Below are 20,335 nucleotides of genomic sequence, written 5' to 3' on the forward strand. Positions count from 1 at the left end.
TCTCACGACCGGAGCGGGCGGACCCGCCGAGCCGCCCGGTCGACCCGGCCTCGCGGGATCCGCGCCACGCCGCCGGGTGAGGCCGTGATCCGACAACTCCGGTGGTCCCTTAGGGGCTTCAGCCGGGTGCAGCGGGGTGCGGCGTCGGGTATCTTTCGAGCGTCCCGTGCGGTCACTGCGGGCGATGGTGCTCGCGAAAGGGGTGGCCGGTGGAGTTCGTCGGAACATGGCTGGAGACGCTCCCCGCGTTCGCCATCTACCTCCTCGTCGGCCTGGTCATCGGGACCGAGAGCATGGGCATCCCGCTGCCCGGCGAGATCGTGCTGGTCAGCGCATCCCTGCTGGCCGCCACCACGGATCACATCTCCCCGTGGGGCGTGGCCGCCGCCGCCGCGATCGGCGCGATCGTCGGCGACTCCATTGGATACGCGGTCGGCAAGCGCGGCGGACGCCCGCTGCTGGAGCGCCTGGGCCGCCGGTTCCCGAAGCACCTGGGCCCGGAGCAGATCGTGCGGGCCGAGGCGATGTTCGGGCGCTGGGGCACCTGGGCGGTCTTCTTCGGCCGCTTCATCGCCCTGCTGCGCATCCTGGCCGGGCCGATGGCCGGCGCGCTGAAGGTGCCGTACCGCAAGTTCCTGCTGGCCAACGCGGGTGGCGGGCTGGTGTGGGCGTTCGGCACCACGTTCGCCATCTACGCCCTGGGCGCGGTGGCCGAGGCCTGGCTGAAGCGCTTCTCCTGGGCGGCGCTGGCCCTGGCCGTTGTCTTCGGCCTGGGCACCACCTGGTGGTTCAAGCACCGGGCGAAGAAGTCGCTGGCCGCAGCCGCCGCGGACGAGACGGTCGCCGTGCTCGGCGCCGACGAGATCGACCACCCCACCGACAGTGCGGCGACGGGCGCCGCGAAGCCTTCGGTCGAGGAGCGGGTCGGCTGAGTTCCAGCCTATCCGGTGGGGCCGCGCGTCACATCGGCCCGGTGAACGATCTTCCGGTCGGGGGCAGCCCGTACCCTATCGGGGCACCATCGCCGCCATACCCGGCCCGGGAGACGCATGTCTGACAACACCCTGCACGACGAGATCGCCATCGAGCAGCAGCACGTGGACCGTGTCTACGTGCGGCTGGCCCGACTGCGCGCCGACGCCGCGAAGGCCGAGGCCGACGGCTATCAACTCGCCCGGGTCGGCACGTACGGGTCCCTGGTCGAGCGCGACGCGATGGTGTTCCACGCCGCGCGGCGCCGGCAGGCCTTCGACAGCGAGCATGAGGGCCTGGTCTTCGGCCGCCTGGACATGCACCCCAGCCGTATCGAGCCGGACGAGGCCGCGGCCGACCCGGAGGCGGCGGGCTGGGACGAGCGCCCCCGCTACATCGGCCGCCTGGGGGTGCGTACCGAGACAGCGGAGCCGCTGCTCATCGACTGGCGCGCGCCGGCCGCGGCGGCCTTCTACCGGGCCACCGCAGCGCAGCCGCTGGGGGTGATCCGCCGCCGCATGATCTCCTCGTTCGGCGAGAAGGTCACCGGCCTGGAGGACGACCTGCTCGACCCGTCGGCCGCACCCGAGGGCATGCGCGTGGTCGGTGACGGCGCGCTGCTGGCGGCGCTGAGCCGGGCCAAGGGCACCGGCATGCGCGACATCGTGGCGACCATCCAGCACGAGCAGGACCTGGCGATCCGCTCGCCCGCGTCCGGGGTGACCGTGGTCGAGGGCGGCCCCGGCACCGGCAAGACCGCGGTGGCCCTGCACCGGGCGGCGTACCTGCTGTACTCCGACCGGTCCCGGTTCGCCGGCGGCGGCGTGCTGATCGTCGGCCCGTCCCCGGTGTTCGTCGAGTACATCGAGACGGTGCTGCCCTCGCTCGGCGAGGACACCGCGACGCTGAAGTCGCTCGGCCAGCTCGTGCCCGGGTTCAGCGCCACCCGCGAGGAGACGGCCGTGGTCCGGGCGGTCAAGGGCTCGACCCGGATGCGGCGGGTGCTGCGCCGAGCGTCCGAGGACGCCCCGCCCGGCTGCCCCGACGGCCTGCGGCTGCGCTACCGCGGCGAGTGGCTGGAGCTGAGCTGGCGCCAAGGCGAGGAGATCCGGCGGCGGATCGGGCGCGGCAACCGGCGCAATGAGATCCGCGCCAAGGCGTTCGGCGCGGTGCTGGACCTGCTCTGGGAGCAGATGAAGGCCAAGCAGCCGCAGCTGGAGCAGGCCCGCTTCGACGAGGAGCTGACCGAGCACGAGGGTTTCCGCGACTTCCTCAAGGCCTGGTGGCCGCTGGTGCGCCCGGTGCAGGTGCTGGGCTGGCTGGCGGACCCGCAGCGGCTGCGCCGCCACGCCGAGGGCACGCTGTCGAACGAGGAGCAGCGCACCCTGGTCCGGGCCCTGGCGCCGCTGCGCGAGCAGGGCCCCAGCATCGACGACGTGCCGCTGCTCGACGAGCTGCAGGAACTGCTCGGCGACAAGCCCAAGCCCCGGGTACGCCGGCGCGAGGCGTACACGGTGGGCGGGGTGCGCGAGGTGGCGACCTCGTACGAGCGTTCGCGAGCAGCCCAGGCGGCCGCCCCGCGGGAGAACGACTACCGCGACTACGCCCACGTGGTGGTGGACGAGGCGCAGGACGTCACGCCCATGCAGTGGCGCATGATCGGGCGGCGCGGGCACGCGGCCAGCTGGACCGTGGTCGGCGACCCGGCGCAGTCGGCGTGGATCGGCAGCGCGGGCGAGGTGGCCCGCGCCCGCGACGAGGCCCTCGGCGGCCGCAAGCGCTACCCGCACCAGCTCACCACGAACTACCGCAACTCGACGGAGATCTTCGAGGTCGCCGCCGAGGTGATCCGGAAGGTGTCCCCGGACCTGCCCCTGCCCACGGCGGTACGCACCACCGGCGTCAACCCGGTGCACCGGATCGTGGACCGGGCCGACCTGGACGACGCGGTCCGCGACGCCGTCGCGGCGCTGCTCGGCGAGGTCGAGGGCACTGTAGGCGTCATCACCCCCGACGCCCGCATCCGCGACCGCATCACCGCCCGCCTGTCCGAGTGGGACACCGAGCGCCTGCGCGTCGTCACCGCCCTCGCCGCCAAGGGCATGGAGTACGACGCCGTGGTCCTCGTCGAACCCGGCCTCATCGACGGCGGCACCGACGCCGGCCGCCGCACCCTCTACGTGGCCCTCTCCCGCGCCACCCAACGCCTCACCACCCTCACCACCCGCCCCTGGCGCTGACCCCCTCTCTTTCCGCAACTCTTGAAGACTCGCGCCCTCAGGAGGTTCCTGAGGGCGCGAGTCTTTAAGAGTTGCCGCAGGCCGGCTAGCGCCAGGTGTCGGGGTAGGTGGCGGTGCAGGGGGTGGTGGGGGTGGTGCGGGTGCGGTTGGGGTCGCTTTCCCAGGTGATGGTGCCGGAGGCGTCCTTCTTTATGTACTTGTAGGTGAAGGTCGTGTTGGTGGGCAGGGTGATGGTGGCGGTCCAGACCGGGTAGGTCGCGCTGGACAGGGGCACGGCGTTCGCGGTGTTCCAGCTGCCGAGGGCGGGCAGCGAGCCGATCACGTAGACGTTCTGGCCCCAGGTCGTGGTCGCGTTGACCGAGAATGCCGCCGCGATGGAGGCGCAGGTCGAGCCGGTGGGCGACGGGCTCGGCGAGGGCGACGGCGACGGGGAGGTCGTCGGGGAGGCGCTGGGCGACGGGGTCGTGCCGCCGGGCACGTTCCAGGTCTCGGCGTAGGTCACGGCGCAGACGCCGGTCGGCACGGTACGGCTGCGGTTGGCGATGCTCTCCCAGGTGACCGCGCCGGCGGCGTCCTTCTTGATGTACTTGTACTCGAACGCCGTGCCCGCCGGCAGGTTCACGGTCACCCGCCAGACCGGGTACGCCGTGCCGGACATGGCCACCGCGTTGGCCGTGTTCCAGGAGCCGAGCTGGGTGACGCTGCCGGCGACGAAGACGTTCTGGCCGCTGGTCGTGGTGGTGTTGGACGCCAGGGTGACCGCGACGGTGGTACAGGCGGTGCCGCTGGGCGTCGGCGACGGGGTGCCCGTCGGGGACGGCGGGTTGCCGACCAGCGCGCCGGTGTAGATCGCCAGTGCGGCGTTGGCCGCGACGGTGACGGTGGCCTGGCCGGAGCCGTTCACGGTGACGGTGCTGCCGGTGCAGACCCCCGCGGCGAAGTCGCCGGTGGCCACGTTGCAGTACACACCCGCGGGCAGCCCGGTGCTGAACGTGGTGCTCCAGGCCGCGCCGTCGCGGTTGAACGCGGCGAAGCCGACGCTGCCGCGGCCGAAAGCGATCCGCGACGCCGACGGCGAGGTCCAGTTGGTGACGCCGGTGCCGTTGACCGCGTTGTGGAAGCCGACGAGGTTGGCGACCACGGTCTTGCGGTGCTCGCACTCCCAGCCCGAGCCGCAGCTGACCTGGCTGGTGACGCCGTTGCTCGCGGGCGGCCCGGCCTCGTTGTTGCTGAACGTGAAGCTGCTCATCAGCTGCGGCGTGCCGTACGGGTAGACCAGGCTGAACGCCGCGGCGAGCGCGTGGGTCTGCCCGTTCTTGTAGGTGAGCCGGGCGCGGCCGTTGCGCTGCGTGTCGTGGTTGTCGATGAAGTTGACCGCGTCGCCGCTGGACAAAGCCATCTGCGAGGTGAGGTTGTTCAGATTCGACAGGTTCGCGTCGCGGAACGCGTTGCCGACGACGTCGCCGTAGCGGAACTCGGTGACGTCGCCGATCCCGGCGTACTCCCCCGGCGGGAACGCGCTGTCCTCGATCACCTCATGGAAGACGTACGGCGAGCCGCTGACGCCGCCCAGGATCGCCTGCAGGTCGGCGACGGGCATGTGCTTGGCCGCGTCGACCCGGAACCCGTCCACGCCCAGCGTGACCAGGTCGTTGAGGTAGGCGGTGACCTTGCCGCGCACGTAGGCGGACTCGGTGGCCAGGTCGGACAGGTCGACCAGCTCGCAGTTCTGCACCTCCCACCGGTCGCCCCAGGCCACGATGTCGTCGTTGCCGTTGCGGCCGCAGTGGTGGAAGTCCTGGTTCTGGTAGACGCCGGGGTAGCTGTAGTGCGAGTACGTCGAGCCGGCCGAGCCGGTGCCGCTGGACGCGCCGCCGGCCATGTGGTTGACCACCGCGTCCACATAGATCTTCACGCCCGCGTTGTGGCAGGCGGTGACCATGTTCGCGAAGGCGGCGCGGTCGCCGCGGCGGCTGACGAGCTGGTAGCTGACCGGCTGGTAGTCCTGCCACCAGGGGTAGGCCTGGCCGCTGAGCACCACGTGCTCCTGCGGCGGGGAGACCTGCACGGCGCCGAAGCCCTTCGGGCCGAGCACGTTCGTGCACTCGTTGGCGACCGAGGCCCAGGGCCACTGGAACAGGTGCACGATGACGTCGCGGTTGCCCGGGTTGGCGTCTGCCTTGGCCGGGACGAGGTCGGGGGCGGCGGGTCGCAGGAGCACGACCGCGGAGAGCGCGGCGGCCAGCAGCACCGAGGCGAGGGCTGCGGCTAGGGGGCGGGTGCGGGTGGACACGAGTCTCCTCCTGGGTCAGGGAGGGGCGGGGGATGGAAACTCTTGCGCAAGTTTCAAGGATGTTAGCCCCGCGTTGACACGGCGTGAAGAGCGTCTATGCGCCGGATTTACCGTACAAATCAGAGCTGGTGGGGGTTCCATTTGCACCGACGACCGGCAGTCGGTCACCCCTGAACCACATCGGCGCACGCCGGGACCGGCGGCCGCGCACATCGCCTTGAAATATCTTTCAAAGATTCTTCCAGCCGCGCACCGTCAATCTCCTGACAGCTCCCACGCTATGCGCGTGAGCGGGCACACAGTGTCATCTACTGGACCGCATATTCGGTTTCATGATTGTGTCGTCCCTTCTTACGGTGTGTGCACACCTCACACCGAGACGGAGAAAACCTTGTCTGCCAAGGAAAAGTCCGGGCACGCGATCGTGCTCGGCGCCAGCATCGGCGGCCTGCTGGCTGCCCGCGTGCTGAGCGAGTCGTACGCGAAGGTCACCATCTTCGACCGCGACGCGCTGCCCACCGACGGCGTCACCGGCCGCAAGGGGGTGCCGCAGGGCGATCACACGCACGGCCTGCTCGCCCGCGGCCGCCAGGTGCTGGAGGAGCTGTTCCCCGGGTTCGCCGCCGACATGGCCGCGGCCGGAGCCGTGCCCCTTGACGTGCAGCACGACGTCGTCTGGATCAACGACGGCCACCGGCTCGCTCCGAAGGCCACCGGCCTGCAGGGCCTGGGCGTCACCCGGGTCGCCCTGGAGGCGTACGTGCGCCGCCGCCTGGCCGAACTGCCCGGCATCACGCTGCACCCGCGCCACGAGGCCGTCGGCCTGATCGCGTCCGCGGACGGCAGCCGGGTCGTCGGCGCACGGGTGCTGCCCGTCGGCGGCGACACCGAGCAGCGGCTCGACGCCGACCTGGTCGTCGACGCCACCGGCCGGGGCAACCGCGGCCCGACCTGGCTCGCCGAGCTGGGCTTCGACAAGCCGGCCGAGGAGCACGTGGACCCGCACACGGTCTACGTCTCGCGCGCCTACCGCCGTACGCCCGGCCAGCTGAATTTCAGCGCGGCCGTGATCAGCCCGTCGCCGCAGACACCGTTCGGCGGCATCGCGGTGCCGGTCGAGGGCGACCGCTGGATGGTCACCCTGGTCGGGGTCGGCAAGGCGGGCACCCCGCCGACCGATCCGGACGCCTACGCCGGGTTCGCGAGCCAGCTGCCCGGTGACGAGCTGTTCCAGCTCCTCAGCAAGTGCGAGCCGGCCGGTCCGGCGCTGCGCCTGCGGCTGCCGGTCAGCGTGCGCCGCCGCTACGAGCGGATGACCCGGCTGCCCGAGGGCTTCGTCGCCGTCGCCGACGCGATGTGCAGCTTCAACCCGGCGTACGGCCAGGGCATGACGGTCGCCGCGGTCGAGTCGATCGTGCTGCGGGACAGCCTGCGTGCGGGCCGCGACGGCCTGCCCAAGCGCTTCTACGCCGCCGCCTCGAAGGTCATCGACGTGCCGTGGGACATCGCGGTCGGCGCGGACCTGCGCTACCCCGAGGTCGACGGGGCCCGCACCGGCAAGGTCAACTTCCTCAACGGGTACGTCGGCCGCCTGCACCGCGCCGCCGCCCGGCACCCCGAGGTCGGTCACGCGTTCCTGGCCGTGGCGAACCTGATGGCCCCGCCGCAGCGGCTCTTCTCGCCGGGCGTGCTGGCCCGCGTGCTGTGGTCCGGCCGGGCAGGCAGGGCCCGCACCGCGCCGATCGCGCAGGCCGCCCAGGTCACACTGGCCGAACCGGCCGGCTGACCTTCGTCAGCCCGCCGGCGGACGGTCGATCCGGGGTGCGACCGAATCGACCGAGCCGCCGGCGGGTGACGGCCGTCCGCAGCCTCTCGTCCGGGAGGCGCCCGCCCTCAGGGGAGCGGCCGCGCGGCGGACGCGGTTTCCCCGAAAGCCCGCGCTTCAAACCTCGGTCACCCGGTCGGGCTCACAACGTGGCGATGAGCCCGCCGTCGATGACGAAGTCGGCGCCGGTCACGTTGCCCGCGCGCGCACTCGCCAGCAGCACCACCAGGTCGGCGACCTCCTCGGCCTCGGTGAACCGGCCGGTCACCGCCTGCGCGGCGACCTGCTTGGCCACCTCCTCCGCCGACACCCCGCTCGCCATGCCGAACGACTTCGCGACGCCGTCGACGCCCACCCACAGCGGGGTGCGGACCGGGCCGGGGCTGACCGTGTTGACCCGGATGCCCTTCGGCCCGACCTCCTTGGACAGCGCCTTGGAGAAGTTCGTCAGCGCGGCCTTCGACGCGGTGTAGTCGATGATCGCCGGGTCGGGCAGGAACGCGTTGATCGAGCTCACCGTCACGATGCTGCCCCGGCCCCGGGCCAGCAGGTGCGGCAGCGCGGCGCGGGTGGCGCGTATCGCGGAGAGCAGGTTGACGTTCAGCGACCACAGCCAGTCCTCGTCGGTGACCGAGACGAACCCGCCCAGCCGGGGTTTCACCCCACCCACGTTGTTGACCAGGACGTCCAGCCCGCCGTGGGCGGCCACCGCCTCGTCGATCAGGTGCTGCGGACCGGCCGGGTCGGCCAGGTCGACGGCGACGGTGCGCACCGGGCCGCTCGCCGCGATCTCGGCGAGCTCACCGGCGGTGTCGCGGGCCGCGGCGACGACGCTCGCGCCCTCGGCGACCAGCGACTTCACCACCGCCAGGCCGATACCCTTGCTCGCCCCGGTGACCACCGCGACCTTGCCGCCCAGGTGCAGATCCATGACGCCTCCCCCGACGCGCTCCGGTTCAGGCTACGCGCGCCGGGCCTGCTCCATCCGGGGAACGGGCAGCTCAGTCGCCCTTGGTGCCGTCGACGAGTTCGCGCACCACGTCGAGGTGGCCGTTGTGACGGGCGATCTCCTCGACGAGGTGGAACAGGATCCAGCGCAGCGTCGCGGGCCGCCCGGCCCGGCCCAGGTTGCGCTGGGCGAGGGTGTCCAGGTCGAGCGAGGCGACCAGCTCGCGGTAGCGGGCGCTCTGCGCGTCGTACTCGTCGAGCAACTGCTCGATCGGGGTGTCCAGGGCGTAGGTGAACTCGCGGTCCGGCTCCTCCTTCGTCCACGGCCCGGCGTCCTCCTCGCCCAGCAGCACCACCTGGAACCAGGAGTACTCCACCCAGCGCACGTGACTGACCAGGCCCTTCATGGTCATCAGCGGCGAGTCCGGCAGCGGCGCCCGGCGTGCGTCCTCGTCCGAGACGCCCTCGCACTTGGCCCGCACGGTGGCCCGGGTGTAGTCGAGGAAGGTGGTCAGGGTGGCTCGTTCGTCCCAGGTGGCGGGCACGTCGGTTCGCGTCATGCCTGCGATCATGCTGGCCCGCCGAGGTCGTGTCGAACCGATAAGGAGCGCGCCGCCCACCCGTGACGGGCGCGGCGGCCGTGCGCCGGACAGGTCAGGCCAGCGCCGCCCGGAGCACCGCAGCCGTGTCGGCGAGCGACGGCAGCACCACGCCCGCGCCCGCCTCGGCCAGCTCTTCGGCGGTGCACGAGCCCGTCGCCACGCCGACGGCGAACGCGCCGTTCGCGCGCGCCGCCTCGATGTCGTGCGTGGTGTCGCCGATGACGACGACCTGCCGGGCAGGCACCGCCGCGGCGTATTTGGCCTGCGCTCGCTCGTGCGCCAGCCGCACCAGCACCGAGCGCACCCCGTCGTCGCAGCCGTACCCGCCGACCTCCAGGTCGATCGGCCCGAGCAGGTCGAACGCGGCCAGCTTCTCGTACGCGGCCGCCCGGATGTTGCCGGTGACCACCGACTGCACCACCCCGGTCTCACCTGCCAGGGCCGACAGTGCCTGGGCCGCCCCGGTCAGCGCCGCGCCGCGGGCCACCAGCTGCGGCCGGTGCGCCCGGGTGTGCTCGGCCAGGTGCGCGAAGAACTCGGCCAGGATGTCCGCGTTCGCCTCGCGGCCGTGCCACTCCAGCGCCGTCGTGAACAGCCAGTGGTCGGTACGCCCGCCGAAGTCCGGCAGGCGCGGCGGCTCACTGCCCACCACCGCCAGGTACGCGGCGATGAACACGTCCCGGCCGACCTTGCCGCCGTCGATCAGCGTGCGGTCGATGTCCCAGAGCACCAGCCGTTGCATCCCCCGACCGCATCACGCGGCCGCGACCGGTGTCAAGCCGCAGGCCGGGCGTGTGTTCCACGCCCGGCCTGCGAGGGTCACCGGCAGGTCCAGCTCAGCACCCGACGTGCCGGGACGCCCTGCGCCACGGTCATCTGGTTCCCGGCCAGGGTGCGGCCGTCCGAGCTGATCACGGATACCCGCGGCCAGTCCAGGAAATTCTCGGCCGTGGACGTGAAGCCGGGCGGTGCGGGCACCGCGACGGACGTCTGCCCGCGCGCCAGGATCAACCCGGTCGTGCCCCGGTAGACGGCCCAGCCCTGCGGGTTGCTCGCCTGCGGGTTGGTCGTCGTCGCGTCGCCAGGGCCGGCAGACCACTCGATCTTGCCGGTGTCCAGCCTCCAGCGTGCCGCGTACCGGTGCACCGTCGTTTCGGTGCGCGCTTCGATCGTGCCGGAGATCCAGCCGTCCGCGATCCGACCGCCGTAGGAATCGAGCACCGCGATGCCGTCGATCGTGGCAGGCAGTTCGAGCGGGCGGGGCGGGGCACCCGGTGGCCACAGCTGCAGCCGGGTGTGGCCGCCCTGGTTGAGCGGCGCGACGACCGATCCGTCGTCGGCGATCGCCATCGTCCCCTCGCCGGTCGAACCCGCCGGTTTGGGCAGCCGGACCGGCTCGGCGGTCGCGTCCTGCCAGACCACCGGGTCCTTGCCGACCAGGCCCACGATCGCGCCGGCCGCGTTGATCCCGGAGCCGTGGGCGTCCGTCCCCTTGAGCCGGGTCAACACGCCGTTCCGGTACACCCAGGCCAGCGACGTGTAGCGCACCTCGCCCCGCCCGTCCTTCGCCTGACGGCCGGACAGCACCAGGGCACCGGTCGTGCTCACCGCGGTGACCCCGTCGACCGTCTCCGGCACCGCGACCACCCCGCTGGGCCGACCGTCGGTCCAGATCACCACGACGGGGCCCACGGGCCCCCGGCCGCGCGAGGCCAGGATGCGCCCGGTGGGGTCGCCGGCCGCGCCCTGGAACTCGCCCGGCCGAACCCCGTCGGGTGTCGGCAGCTCCGCGACCGTGCACGCCGACAGCGCGACTGCCGAGGGGGACGGCGACGGCGTGATCGCCGGTTCGGGCGCGGGCCCGGCGAAGGGCAGGTTCACCGCCACCAGCAGGGCCGTGACCGCCACGGCCCCGGTCGTCACGGCGAACGCCGCGCGGTGCCTGGTGCGCCGCCGTCGGCCCCGCACCAGGGCCTGTTCGGTGACGTCGTAGATCCGGGCACGGTCGCCGATGTCGGCCAGCAGCTCGTTCAGGTCGCTCATGCTCGGGCCTCCTTTGGCTCCCTGACGAGCACGTGAAGTTCGGGGGCCAGTTCGCGCAGCCGCTTGAGGGCGTACGACGTCTGGCTCTTGACCGTGCCCACGGAGACGCCGAGCGCCGATGCGGCGTCGGCCTCGGACAGGTCCTCGAAGAAGCGCAGCACGATGACCGCGCGCTGCTTGCGGGTGAGCTTGCTGAGGGCCTGCTCCAGCAGCACGCGGCGGACCGTGTCGGCAGCCATGTCCCGGCCGCCGCCGCCCTCGGGAAGCTCTGCCGTGGTCCACTCGGCACGGAGATGGCGGTTGCGCCGCCAGGCGGACACGTGCTCGTGGTAGAGAATCTTGCGCAGGTACGCGTCAGGCGCGCCCTCAGCCGACACCTTCGGCCACCGCGACGCGAGCTTGACCAGCGCATTCTGCAGCAGGTCCTCGGCCGCGTGATGGTCGCCGGTGAGCAGGTACGCGATCCGCGACAGCCTGCTCAGCCGCGCGTGCACGAACTCGCGGAACCCGTCGTCGTCCGCCACATGACACCTCCCCGTTCGTCTTGCCGACCTTCCGCCCCACCTACACGGCGGCAGGCTGCGCACGGGTTGGAAAACCTACCGGGGAAGTTGAGAAGGGCACCTTCCACGACGGAATCCGATGTGAAGGTGCCCTTCCTTTCAGTCGGCGAGGAGGCGGCGGAGCTCGCGTTTGAGGATCTTGTGGCTGGGGCCCATCGGCAGCTCGGGAAGGAAGCGCACCTGCCGGGGGTACTTGTGCTTGCCGAGCTGGTCGCGGGACCAGGTGATGAGGGCTTCCTCGGTGACCGGGTCGGTGTCGGGGCGCAGCACGACGACGGCGCAGATCTCCTCGCCGTGCACGTCGTCGGGGACGCCGATGACCGAGACCAGTTCGATGGACGGGTGGCGGGCCAGGACCTCCTCGACCTCGCGAGGGTACACGTTGAAGCCGCCGCGGATGACGATGTCCTTCTTGCGGTCCACGATGGACACGAAACCTTCGGCGTCCTTGGTGCCCAAGTCCCCGGTGCGGAACCAGCCGTCGACGAGGGCCTGCTCGGTCGCGGCGGGGTTGCCGAGGTAACCGGCGAACACGTTGTGGCCCCGGATGACGATCTCGCCGAGTTCGCCGGTGCCGAGCAGCTCGACGCGGTCGTCGACCTCGGCGCGGGCGATCTCGACCTCGACGCCCCACAGGGCGTGGCCGACGGTGCCGGCGCGCACCCCGAAGTGCGGCTGGTTGGTGGTCGCGCTGGGCGAGGTCTCCGACAGGCCGTAGCCCTCGAAGACCGTGGTCCGGAACGCGGCGTTGAAGCGTTCCAGCACCGCGACGGGCAGCGACGCCCCACCGGAGATGCAGATCCGCAGCGCGGGCAGGGTGGCACGGCCGGCGGCGGCCTCCAGCAGTCCGATGTACATGGTGGGCACGCCGTGGAAGACGTCGACCTTCTCTTTCAGCATCAGGTCGAGCGCGGCCTCGCCGGTGAACCGGGCGAGCAGGACCAGGGTCGCGCCGACGCGGAAGGCGCCGTTCATGCCGACGGTCTGCCCGAACGTGTGGAACAGCGGCAGGCAGCCCAGGACGACGTCGGACTGCCGGGCGTCGTTGGCGTCGAACACGTTGACGGTCGCGTTCATCACCAGGTTGAAATGGGTGAGCACGGCGCCCTTGGGCTTGCCGGTGGTCCCGCTGGTGTAGAAGATCACGGCCGGGTCGTCGGGGCGTCGGCTCTCGTACGAGCGCAGCGCCGGCACCCGGGAGCTGATCTGCTCCAGCCGCTCCGGTCCGCCCTCGTCGGGGCGCGGGCCGACGCTGACGATCGGGACGCCTGCCTCGGCCGCGGCGGGCGCGCCGAGCGCGAGCAGGCCGCTGTGGCAGACGACCAGCTTCGCCCCGCTGTCGCGCAGCACGTACGCCGCCTCGGTCGGGGTGAGCAGCAGGTGTACCGGGACGACGACGCCGCCCGCGGCGAGGATGCCGTAGTAGGCGCGCGGGAAGTCGGTCACGTTCGGCGCGACGAGCGCGACGGCGTCGCCCGGCTGGATGCCGAGTTCGCGCAGGCCCGCGGCGTACGCGAGCGCCTGCCGCCACAGGTCGGCGTAGGTCTCGCGGCCGAACGCGTCGACCACGGCGGTCTTGCCGGGATGGCGGCGCGCGGCCTCGGCCAGGACGGCGGCCAGGGAAAGCGTGCTCACAGCTCCTCCTCGAAGTAGATACGGCTGACGGTCTCGGCCACGCAGCACGGTTTGTCCTCGCCGTCGGCGCGGACGGTGAGCTGCGCGACCAGTTGCACGCCGCCGTCGACGGGCTCGACCTCGGCGATGCGGGCGGTGAGGCGCACCTGGGCGCCGACCGGGATCGGGGCCGGGAAGCGGACCCGGTTCACCCCGTAGTTGACGCCCAGGCGCACGTTGTCGAACCGGTACACGTCGCGGACCAGCAACGGCAGCATCGACAGGGTCAGCCAGCCGGGTGTGGCCGCCCCGATGCCGATGCAGTCGACGCCGCCGGTGGCGTCGGTGTACGCGTCCACCCGCGACCGGTCGACGCGCTGCCAGGGCCCCGGGCCGATGCACTGGCCGACCGCGGCGGCCAGCTCCTGGGCGGACGCGAACACTCTCATGCCAGGTGGCCCCCGATCTTCGTGTACCCGCGCAGCAGGTCCCGCGAGATGATCAGGCGCTGCATCTCGTCGGTGCCCTCGTAGATGCGCAGCAGCCGGACCTGGCGGTACCAGCGCTCGATGGGCAGCTCGCGGGTGTAGCCCATGCCGCCGTGGATCTGCATGACCCGGTCCACCAGCCGGTTGATCATCCCGGCGCCGTAGAGCTTCGCCATCGACGACGAGTGGCGCGGGTCCTGTCCCTGGTCGACCGTCCACGCGGCGCGCAGCACCAGCCAGCGGGCCGCCTCCAGCTCGGTCTCCGAGTCCGCGATCATCCACTGGATGGCCTGGTTGTCGCCGATCGGCTTGCCGAAGGTGACCCGGGTGTTGGCGTAGTCGACGGCCATCTGCAGGGCCCGCGCACCGATGCCCAGCGCGTGCGACGGGATGATGTAGCGGCCTTTGCCGATCCACTTCATGCCCAGCTCGAAGCCCTGGCCGATCTCGCCGAGGATGTTGCGGGCGGGGACCCGAACGTTGTCGAAGATCAGCGAGGCGGGCCCGCCGGGCCCCATGGTGGCGATGAACTCCGACCGCCAGCCCATCGCCCGGTCGACCAGGAACGCCGTGGTGCCGCCGCCGCGTACCCCCTTGTCCTTGTCGGTGACCGCGACCACGATGGCGAAGTCCGCGTCGTTGCCGTTGGTGATGAAGGTCTTCTCGCCGTTCAGGACCCAGTCGTCGCCGTCTTTGCGGGCACTGAGCTTGATGTTCGCGGCGTCGGAGCCCGCGCCCGGCTCGGTGATGGCGAAGCAGGAGATCCGGTCGCCCTCGATGGTGGGCCGCAGGTACTCCTCCTGCTGCTCCGCGTTGGCGTAGAACAGGATGTTGTCGGCCTCGCCGCCGAACCGGAACGGCACCAGGGTGTGCCCGATCTCGGTCCAGATCAGCGACTGCATCACCGCGGGCAGGTCCATGCCGCCGTGCTCGGCCGGCGTGGCCAGCCCCCAGAAGCCGAACTTGCGGGCCTTGAGCTGGAGCTCGCGCAGCTCGGCGCGTTCGATGCCGGGCTGCCCGGCGCGCTCGCGGCGCAGCAGCTCGTGTTCGAGGGGGACGACCTCCTTGCGGATGAACGCGCGGGCGGTCTCCCGGATCGCCTGCTGCTCGTCGTCGAGCGAGAAGTCCACTGTGGTTCCCTTCGGTTCAGGTGCTGCTTCGCTTAGCGCGCGCCGCCGTTGACGTACAGGGTCTGCCCGGTCACGAACGAGGCGTCGTCGCTGGCCAGGAACGCGACCACGGACGCGATCTCCTCGGGCTGGGCGACCCGGCGCAGCGGTGTGTGCTCGCTCGCCCACTTCTGGTGCGCCTCGGCGGACGAGCCGACCCGCTCGGCGGTGGCGGCGGTCATCGCGGTGGCCACATACCCGGGCGCGACCGCGTTGACGCAGATGTCGAACGGCCCCAGCTCGATCGACAGCGTCGCCGTCAGCCCCTGCACCCCGGCCTTCGCGGCGGCATAGTTGACCTGCCCCCGGTTCCCCAGCGCCGACCGGCTGCTCAAGTTGACGATCTTGCCGTACTTCCCCGCCACCATGTGCTTCTGCGCCGCCTGGCAGCAATAGAACATGCTGGTCAGGTTCGTGTTCAGCACCGAGTGCCAGTCCGCCGCGCTCATCTTGAACAGCAGATCGTCCCGGGTGATCCCGGCATTGTTGATCAGGATGTCCAGCCGCCCGTGATCCGCCACGACCTGCTCGACCATCGCGTGCACCGCCGCCTCGTCGGTGACGTCGCACCCGTATCCGGCGGCCGCACCCCCCTCCGCCGTGATCTCCTTCGCGAGCGCCGCACTCTTCTCGACGCTCAGATCCACGACCGCGACCGTCGCGCCCTCCGACGCCAGCCGCCTCGCGGTAGCCGCCCCGATCCCCTGCGCCCCACCGGTCACAATCGCAACCCGCCCGGCAAACCTGCTGCTGCTCATGCTCTTCTCCTTTGAAAGGAAGGGCACCTTCACATCGCTATACGTAGTAGAAGGTGCCCTTCTTAACGCCTATGCCTGTCTGAGCTGGACTTTCAGAACGCGTTCACGCCGGTGAGGGCGCGGCCGATCAACAACTGCTGGATCTGGCTGGTGCCCTCGTAGAGGGTGGTGACGCGGGCGTCGCGCAGGTACTTGCCGACCGGGTACTCGTCGACGTAGCCGTACCCGCCGAACACCTGCAGCGCCTTGTTCGCCGCGCGTACGGCCGCCTCGCTGGCGAACAGCTTCGCCATCGACGCCTCGGTCGCGAACGGCTGCCCGCGGTCGATCAGGTCGGCGACGCGCCACACCAGCAGCCGGGCCGCCGCGGTGTCCACCGCGACATCCGAGATCAGCTGCTGGACCAGCTGGTACGCCGCGATCGGCTTGCCGAACTGGGTGCGCTCCTTCGCGTAGCCGACCGCCGCGTCCAGGCAGCCCTGCGCGATGCCCACGCAGCCCGCCGCGACCGACATGCGCCCCTTGTCCAGCGTGGACATGGCGAGGTGGAAGCCGCGCCCCTCCTCGCCGAGCAGCGCGTCGGCCGGCACCCGCACCCCGTCGAAGACCAGCTCCGCGGTGGGTTGCCCGCGCAGCCCGAGCTTGCCGTGGATCTCCCGCCGGGTCAGCCCGGCCGTGTCGGTCGGCACCAGGAACGCGCTGATCCCCCGCGGCCCGTCCCCGCCCGTACGGGCGAAGACCAGGGCGACATCGGCCCAGGTCCCGTTCGTGATGAAGATCTTCGAACCGGTGATGACCCAGTCCCCGCCGTCCCGGACCGCCCGGGTGGTCAGCGAGGCCGCGTCGGAGCCGGTGCCCGGCTCGGTCAGCGCGAAGCAGCCGAGCAGGTCGCCACCGCACAGTCCGGGCAGCCACCGCTCCCGCTGCGCGGGCGTGCCGTAGCGGGCGACGCTCTTGGCGACCAGGCCCAGCGACACCGAGACCAGCCCGCGCACCGACGAGTCGCCGCGGCCCAGTTCCTCCAGCACCAGGCAGTACGCCAGATGGTCGCCGCTGCTGCCGCCGTGCTCCTCGGCGATGGTCAGGCCGAGGAAGCCCAGCTCGCCGAGCTGTTTGACCACGGTGCGCTCGACGCTCTCGCGCCGGTCCCACTCCGCCGCATGCGGCACGACCTCGCGATCGACGAATTCGGCGGCGAGGCGGCGGACCGCGGCGTGTTCCGGCGACAGTGTCATGTCCACCGCATTAAACTAGCGGTGAAAGTTTTATCTCGTCCATACCTCGCTGTGGCAGAGTTTCCGGCAGCCCCGACCGAAGGAGACCCGACCATGCCCCGGCCCAGCCAGGCCCTGTTGAGCCGGCAGCGCATCGTGGAGACCGCCGCCGCGATGATCGACGCCGACGGGCTGGCCGCCTTCTCCACCCGGCGCCTGGCCGCCGAGCTGGGCGTACGCGGGCCGTCGCTGTACAACCACTTCGCCACCAAGGACGCGATCCTGGACGCGGTCGCCGACGCGGTGATCGCGGGCGTGGACGTGTCGTTCTTCACCACCCACGACTGGCGCGACGCGCTGCGGCTGTGGGGGCACTCGTACCGCGACGCGCTGACCGCCCACCCGAACATCGTCCCGTACCTGGCCCAGGGCCCCGGACGGCGGCCGGCCGCGCTGCACATGGCCGACGCGGTGTACGGCGGACTGGTCAAGGCGGGCTGGCCGCCGGCACGCGCCACGCACATCGGCGCGGTGATGCGCTACCTGGTCGCGGGCTCGTCGCTGGGCTCGTTCGCGCGCGGCTTCGTCGAGGACCCCGAGCTGTACGCCGCCCACTACCCGCACCTGTCCCAGGCCCACCGCCTGGCCGAGCACCAGCACAGCGTGGACGAGGGCGCGTTCGCGCTCGGCCTGGACGCGCTGGTCGACGGGCTGGCGCGGGAGTACGAGGCCACGGTCGGCCCACTCCCGCCTCTGGAGCCGCGGGCCGACTCGTACTACAGTCGAAACTTGCAGCGCTAGTTTTGCGGCCCGGCCCAGTGCCGGCTGCTCGCCACGCGGCCCACGACGACGCCGTCACCCCGCCCAGTGCGGACGGCGTCCGGTGCCGCATCGCGGGCGACGCCGCCTGATGGGAAGGGACAGCATGGACCTGGCAGCCGCGGCGACGCACCCGGGACGCACCGCCCCGATCGCGGACCGCACCCAGCTCTTCATCGGCGGGAGCTGGACCGCCCCGCACGGCACCGGCGTCATCGCCGTCGAGGACCCCACCACCGAGCAGGTCATCGCCCACGTGCCCGCCGGTGACGCCGTCGACGTGGACCGCGCCGTCGCCGCCGCGAAGGCCGCGTTCGGCCCCTGGTCGGCACTGGCCCCGGCGGAACGCGCCGCCCACCTCGACCGGCTGCACGCGGCGCTGTCGGCCCGCGCCGGCGACATCGCCGCCACCGTCGCCCGCGAGCTGGGCACCCCGATGAAGATCGCCACGAAGGTCCAGGCCGGACTGCCGCTGACCGTGCTGAAGAGCTACGTCGAGCTGGCCGGGCAGCCGGAGAGCACGCACACCGTCGGCAACTCGCTGGTCGTCGGCGAGCCCGTCGGCGTGGTCGGCGCGATCACGCCGTGGAACTACCCGCTGCACCAGATCATGGCCAAGGTCGCCGGGGCCCTGGCCGCCGGCTGCACGGTGGTGCTCAAGCCCGCCGACCTGACGCCGCTGGTGGCATACCTGCTGTTCGACGCGATCGACGAGGCCGGGCTGCCGCCGGGTGTGGCCAACCTCGTCACCGGCCCCGGCTCCGTCGTCGGCTCCGCCATCGCGGCGCACCCCGACGTGGACATGGTGTCGTTCACCGGCTCCACCGCCGTCGGCGCGCGCATCTCGCACCTGGCCGCGGACCGCATCGCCCGGGTCGCGCTGGAGCTGGGCGGCAAGTCCGCCAACGTGATCCTGGAGGACGCCGACCTGCGCCGCGCGGTGAAGGTCGGCGTCGGCAACGCGTTCCTCAACTCGGGCCAGACCTGCACCGCGTGGACCCGGATGCTGGTGCACCGCTCCCGGTACGAAGAAGCCCTGGCTATCGCCGCGGAGGCCGCCGCCGGGCAGACGCTCGGCGACCCGTTCGACGACGGCACCCGCCTCGGCCCGCTGGCCTCGGCCGCGCAGCGCGAGACGGTACGCGGGTACATCGAGCAGGGCCTAGCCGACGGGGCACGCCTGATCGCGGGCGGGCTCGACGCGCCGGTGCCGGACCGGGGCCACTTTGTCGCGGCGACCGTGCTGGCCGATGTGGACCCCGACAGCATCGTCGCCCAGGAGGAGATCTTCGGGCCGGTGCTGGTGGTGATCCCGTTCGACTCCGACGACGAGGCCGTCGCCATCGCCAACAACTCCCGGTACGGCCTGGCCGGGGCCGTCTGGTCCGGTGACGAGGACCGAGCGCTGGCCGTCGCGCGGCGGATGCGCACCGGGGCCGTCGACGTCAACGGCGGGGCGTTCAACCCGCTCGCCCCGTTCGGCGGGTTCAAGCAGTCCGGCATCGGCCGCGAGCTCGGCCGCCACGGCCTGGACGAGTTCCTCGAGACGAAGGCGATCCAGCGATGAGCGCCGCGACTGCCTCGAACGGCGCGACAGACGGCACCGGTCCTGCTGTCGACCGCCCGGTGCGCGCGCTGCTGTGGCGCGGCCCCGGATCGTCGCTGGAGATCGAGCCGATCCTGCTGCCCGCGCCGGGCCCCCGGGAGGTGCGGGTGCACATCCGCGCCGCCGGGGTGTGCCACTCCGATCTGTCCATGGTGAACGGGACGCTCGCGCCCGCGTACCCCCTGGTGTTGGGTCATGAGGCGGCAGGCGTGGTGACCGCCGCCGGGCCGGAGGCGAGCGTCGTCGTCGGCACACATGTGGTGCTGAACTGGGCCCCGCCGTGCCGGAAGTGCTGGTTCTGCGGCAACGGGCAGCCCTGGCTGTGCGAGACGGCCGGCGCGCCGACCGCCGCCCGGGGGGCGACCGCCGACGGCGAGCCGCTGCACGTCACGCTGGGCCTCGGCGCGCTCGCCGAGGAGGTCGTCGTCGGCGACCACGCCGTCATCCCGGTGCCCGCTGAGCTGCCGTTCGCCACCGCCGCCCTGCTCGGCTGCGCCGTGCTCACGGGGGTCGGCGCGGTCGACCGCACCGCCGCGGTGCGGGCCGGCGAATCCGCGGTCGTGATCGGACTCGGCGGGGTCGGGCTGTCCACCGTGATGGCGGCCCGTGCCGCCGGGGCCGACCCGCTGATCGCCGTGGACGTCTCCGACGCCAAGCGCGAGCTGGCGCTGGCCGCCGGGGCGACCCACTTCCTGGTCTCCGGCGACGACCTGAGCGCCCAGGTCCGTGGGCTGACCGAGCGCCGGGGGGCCGACCACTCCTTCGAATGCGTGGGCCGCTCGGCCACCATCCGGGCCGCGTGGCGGGCCACCCGCCGTGGCGGTCAGGTGACCGTGGTGGGCATGGGCGCGAAGGACGACATGGTCAGCCTCGCCGCGCTGGACATATTCCACTCCGCCCGCACGCTGCGCTCGTCGGTGTACGGCAACTCCGACCCCGACCGCGACGTCCCCGCCCTGGCCCGCCAGGTCCTGGACGGCGATCTCGATCCGGCCGCGCTCATCACCGACCAGATCACTCTGGACGAGTCCCCCGAGGCCTTCGCCCGCATGTCCCGGGGCGAGGGCGCCCGCTCGGTCATCCTCCTCCCCTGACCCTGCCCGCCCCGCGCCCACCTCGGGGCGCGGGGCGATCGCAACTCTTGAAGAGTCGCGTCCTTCGGCTGGGCCGGAAGACGCGAC

At 72.2% G+C, this 20,335-nt stretch carries 17 protein-coding genes; 6 read left to right on the forward strand and 11 right to left on the reverse strand.

The window, feature by feature from the left end; translation table 11 throughout:
* Positions 1-209 precede the first annotated feature (209 nt).
* Together F6W97_RS27145 and F6W97_RS27150 are read left to right on the forward strand one after the other, a co-directional pair.
* The gene (locus F6W97_RS27145; RefSeq protein WP_230687017.1) at positions 210-932 is read left to right on the forward strand and encodes a DedA family protein; all 723 of its coding nucleotides are present in this window, start codon (positions 210-212) and stop codon (positions 930-932) included.
* 117 nt (positions 933-1,049) lie between these two features.
* Positions 1,050-3,212, forward strand: coding sequence for a HelD family protein (locus tag F6W97_RS27150; RefSeq protein WP_155373345.1), 2,163 nt, complete (start codon positions 1,050-1,052; stop codon positions 3,210-3,212).
* Between the two features lie 85 nt (positions 3,213-3,297).
* On the opposite strand, the gene F6W97_RS27155 is transcribed toward F6W97_RS27150, so the two are convergent.
* Positions 3,298-5,505 (reverse strand): carbohydrate-binding module family 20 domain-containing protein, encoded by a 2,208-nt coding sequence (locus F6W97_RS27155; protein ID WP_155373346.1) that lies wholly within the window; start codon positions 5,503-5,505, stop codon positions 3,298-3,300.
* Between the two features lie 391 nt (positions 5,506-5,896).
* On the opposite strand from F6W97_RS27155, the gene F6W97_RS27160 reads away from it, so the two are divergent.
* Positions 5,897-7,291: an NAD(P)/FAD-dependent oxidoreductase gene (locus F6W97_RS27160; RefSeq protein WP_196279347.1), complete on the forward strand. Its 1,395-nt coding sequence runs from the start codon at positions 5,897-5,899 to the stop codon at positions 7,289-7,291.
* Between the two features lie 181 nt (positions 7,292-7,472).
* On the opposite strand, the gene F6W97_RS27165 is transcribed toward F6W97_RS27160, so the two are convergent.
* The 10 genes from F6W97_RS27165 to F6W97_RS27210 form a co-directional block, all read right to left on the reverse strand.
* Positions 7,473-8,261 (reverse strand): oxidoreductase, encoded by a 789-nt coding sequence (locus F6W97_RS27165; protein WP_155373347.1) that lies wholly within the window; start codon positions 8,259-8,261, stop codon positions 7,473-7,475.
* A gap of 70 nt (positions 8,262-8,331) precedes the next feature.
* Positions 8,332-8,838 carry a DinB family protein gene (locus tag F6W97_RS27170; protein ID WP_155373348.1) on the reverse strand — a complete coding sequence of 169 codons (507 nt, stop codon included), beginning with the start codon at positions 8,836-8,838 and terminating at the stop codon, positions 8,332-8,334.
* A 94-nt stretch (positions 8,839-8,932) separates the two neighbouring features.
* Positions 8,933-9,622 (reverse strand): HAD family hydrolase, encoded by a 690-nt coding sequence (locus F6W97_RS27175; protein WP_155373349.1) that lies wholly within the window; start codon positions 9,620-9,622, stop codon positions 8,933-8,935.
* Positions 9,623-9,699: 77 nt separating this feature from the next.
* Positions 9,700-10,923, reverse strand: coding sequence for a hypothetical protein (locus tag F6W97_RS27180; protein ID WP_155373350.1), 1,224 nt, complete (start codon positions 10,921-10,923; stop codon positions 9,700-9,702).
* Complete coding sequence (locus tag F6W97_RS27185; protein WP_155373351.1) at positions 10,920-11,447, reverse strand: SigE family RNA polymerase sigma factor; 528 nt, start codon at positions 11,445-11,447, stop codon at positions 10,920-10,922. Before F6W97_RS27185 ends, F6W97_RS27180 begins: the two co-directional genes overlap by 4 nt.
* A gap of 138 nt (positions 11,448-11,585) precedes the next feature.
* On the reverse strand, positions 11,586-13,121 hold the full coding sequence (locus F6W97_RS27190; RefSeq protein ID WP_155373352.1) for a long-chain-fatty-acid--CoA ligase: 1,536 nt from the start codon (positions 13,119-13,121) through the stop codon (positions 11,586-11,588).
* Positions 13,118-13,549 (reverse strand): MaoC family dehydratase, encoded by a 432-nt coding sequence (locus tag F6W97_RS27195; protein ID WP_155373353.1) that lies wholly within the window; start codon positions 13,547-13,549, stop codon positions 13,118-13,120. The genes F6W97_RS27190 and F6W97_RS27195 overlap by 4 nt, the downstream gene beginning before the upstream one ends.
* Entirely contained in the window at positions 13,546-14,718 is a 1,173-nt protein-coding gene (locus F6W97_RS27200) for an acyl-CoA dehydrogenase family protein (protein WP_155373354.1), read from the reverse strand. Before F6W97_RS27200 ends, F6W97_RS27195 begins: the two co-directional genes overlap by 4 nt.
* Before the next feature lie 32 nt (positions 14,719-14,750).
* Positions 14,751-15,515, reverse strand: a complete 765-nt coding sequence (fabG, locus tag F6W97_RS27205) for a 3-oxoacyl-ACP reductase FabG (RefSeq protein WP_155373355.1) — start codon at positions 15,513-15,515, stop codon at positions 14,751-14,753.
* A 92-nt stretch (positions 15,516-15,607) separates the two neighbouring features.
* A complete protein-coding gene (locus F6W97_RS27210; protein ID WP_155373356.1) occupies positions 15,608-16,756 on the reverse strand; it encodes an acyl-CoA dehydrogenase family protein in 1,149 nt (382 codons plus the stop codon).
* Positions 16,757-16,843: 87 nt separating this feature from the next.
* Here F6W97_RS27210 and F6W97_RS27215 point away from each other — a divergent pair, with 87 nt between their 5' ends.
* The 3 genes from F6W97_RS27215 (at position 16,844) to F6W97_RS27225 (ending at position 20,248) form a co-directional block, all read left to right on the forward strand.
* A complete protein-coding gene (locus tag F6W97_RS27215) occupies positions 16,844-17,530 on the forward strand; it encodes a TetR/AcrR family transcriptional regulator (protein WP_155373357.1) in 687 nt (228 codons plus the stop codon).
* Positions 17,531-17,654: 124 nt separating this feature from the next.
* Complete coding sequence (locus tag F6W97_RS27220) at positions 17,655-19,115, forward strand: aldehyde dehydrogenase family protein (RefSeq protein ID WP_155373358.1); 1,461 nt, start codon at positions 17,655-17,657, stop codon at positions 19,113-19,115.
* Positions 19,112-20,248: a Zn-dependent alcohol dehydrogenase gene (locus F6W97_RS27225; protein WP_196279348.1), complete on the forward strand. Its 1,137-nt coding sequence runs from the start codon at positions 19,112-19,114 to the stop codon at positions 20,246-20,248. Before F6W97_RS27220 ends, F6W97_RS27225 begins: the two co-directional genes overlap by 4 nt.
* Positions 20,249-20,335: the final 87 nt, after the last annotated feature.

The organism is Catellatospora vulcania (genome assembly GCF_009720385.1).
Classification (GTDB): domain Bacteria; phylum Actinomycetota; class Actinomycetes; order Mycobacteriales; family Micromonosporaceae; genus Catellatospora; species Catellatospora vulcania.

What these genes read in the sequence shown, in the direction of transcription:
- F6W97_RS27215 (WP_155373357.1), top strand. Translation starts at nt 16,844, where the DNA reads ATGCCCCGGCCCAGCCAGGCCCTGTTGAGCCGGCAGCGCATCGTGGAG.
- F6W97_RS27180 (WP_155373350.1), bottom strand. Translation starts at nt 10,923, where the DNA reads ATGAGCGACCTGAACGAGCTGCTGGCCGACATCGGCGACCGTGCCCGG.
- F6W97_RS27175 (WP_155373349.1), bottom strand. Translation starts at nt 9,622, where the DNA reads ATGCAACGGCTGGTGCTCTGGGACATCGACCGCACGCTGATCGACGGC.
- F6W97_RS27220 (WP_155373358.1), top strand. Translation starts at nt 17,655, where the DNA reads ATGGACCTGGCAGCCGCGGCGACGCACCCGGGACGCACCGCCCCGATC.
- F6W97_RS27150 (WP_155373345.1), top strand. Translation starts at nt 1,050, where the DNA reads ATGTCTGACAACACCCTGCACGACGAGATCGCCATCGAGCAGCAGCAC.
- fabG (WP_155373355.1), bottom strand. Translation starts at nt 15,515, where the DNA reads ATGAGCAGCAGCAGGTTTGCCGGGCGGGTTGCGATTGTGACCGGTGGG.
- F6W97_RS27170 (WP_155373348.1), bottom strand. Translation starts at nt 8,838, where the DNA reads ATGACGCGAACCGACGTGCCCGCCACCTGGGACGAACGAGCCACCCTG.
- F6W97_RS27165 (WP_155373347.1), bottom strand. Translation starts at nt 8,261, where the DNA reads ATGGATCTGCACCTGGGCGGCAAGGTCGCGGTGGTCACCGGGGCGAGC.
- F6W97_RS27195 (WP_155373353.1), bottom strand. Translation starts at nt 13,549, where the DNA reads ATGAGAGTGTTCGCGTCCGCCCAGGAGCTGGCCGCCGCGGTCGGCCAG.
- F6W97_RS27225 (WP_196279348.1), top strand. Translation starts at nt 19,112, where the DNA reads ATGAGCGCCGCGACTGCCTCGAACGGCGCGACAGACGGCACCGGTCCT.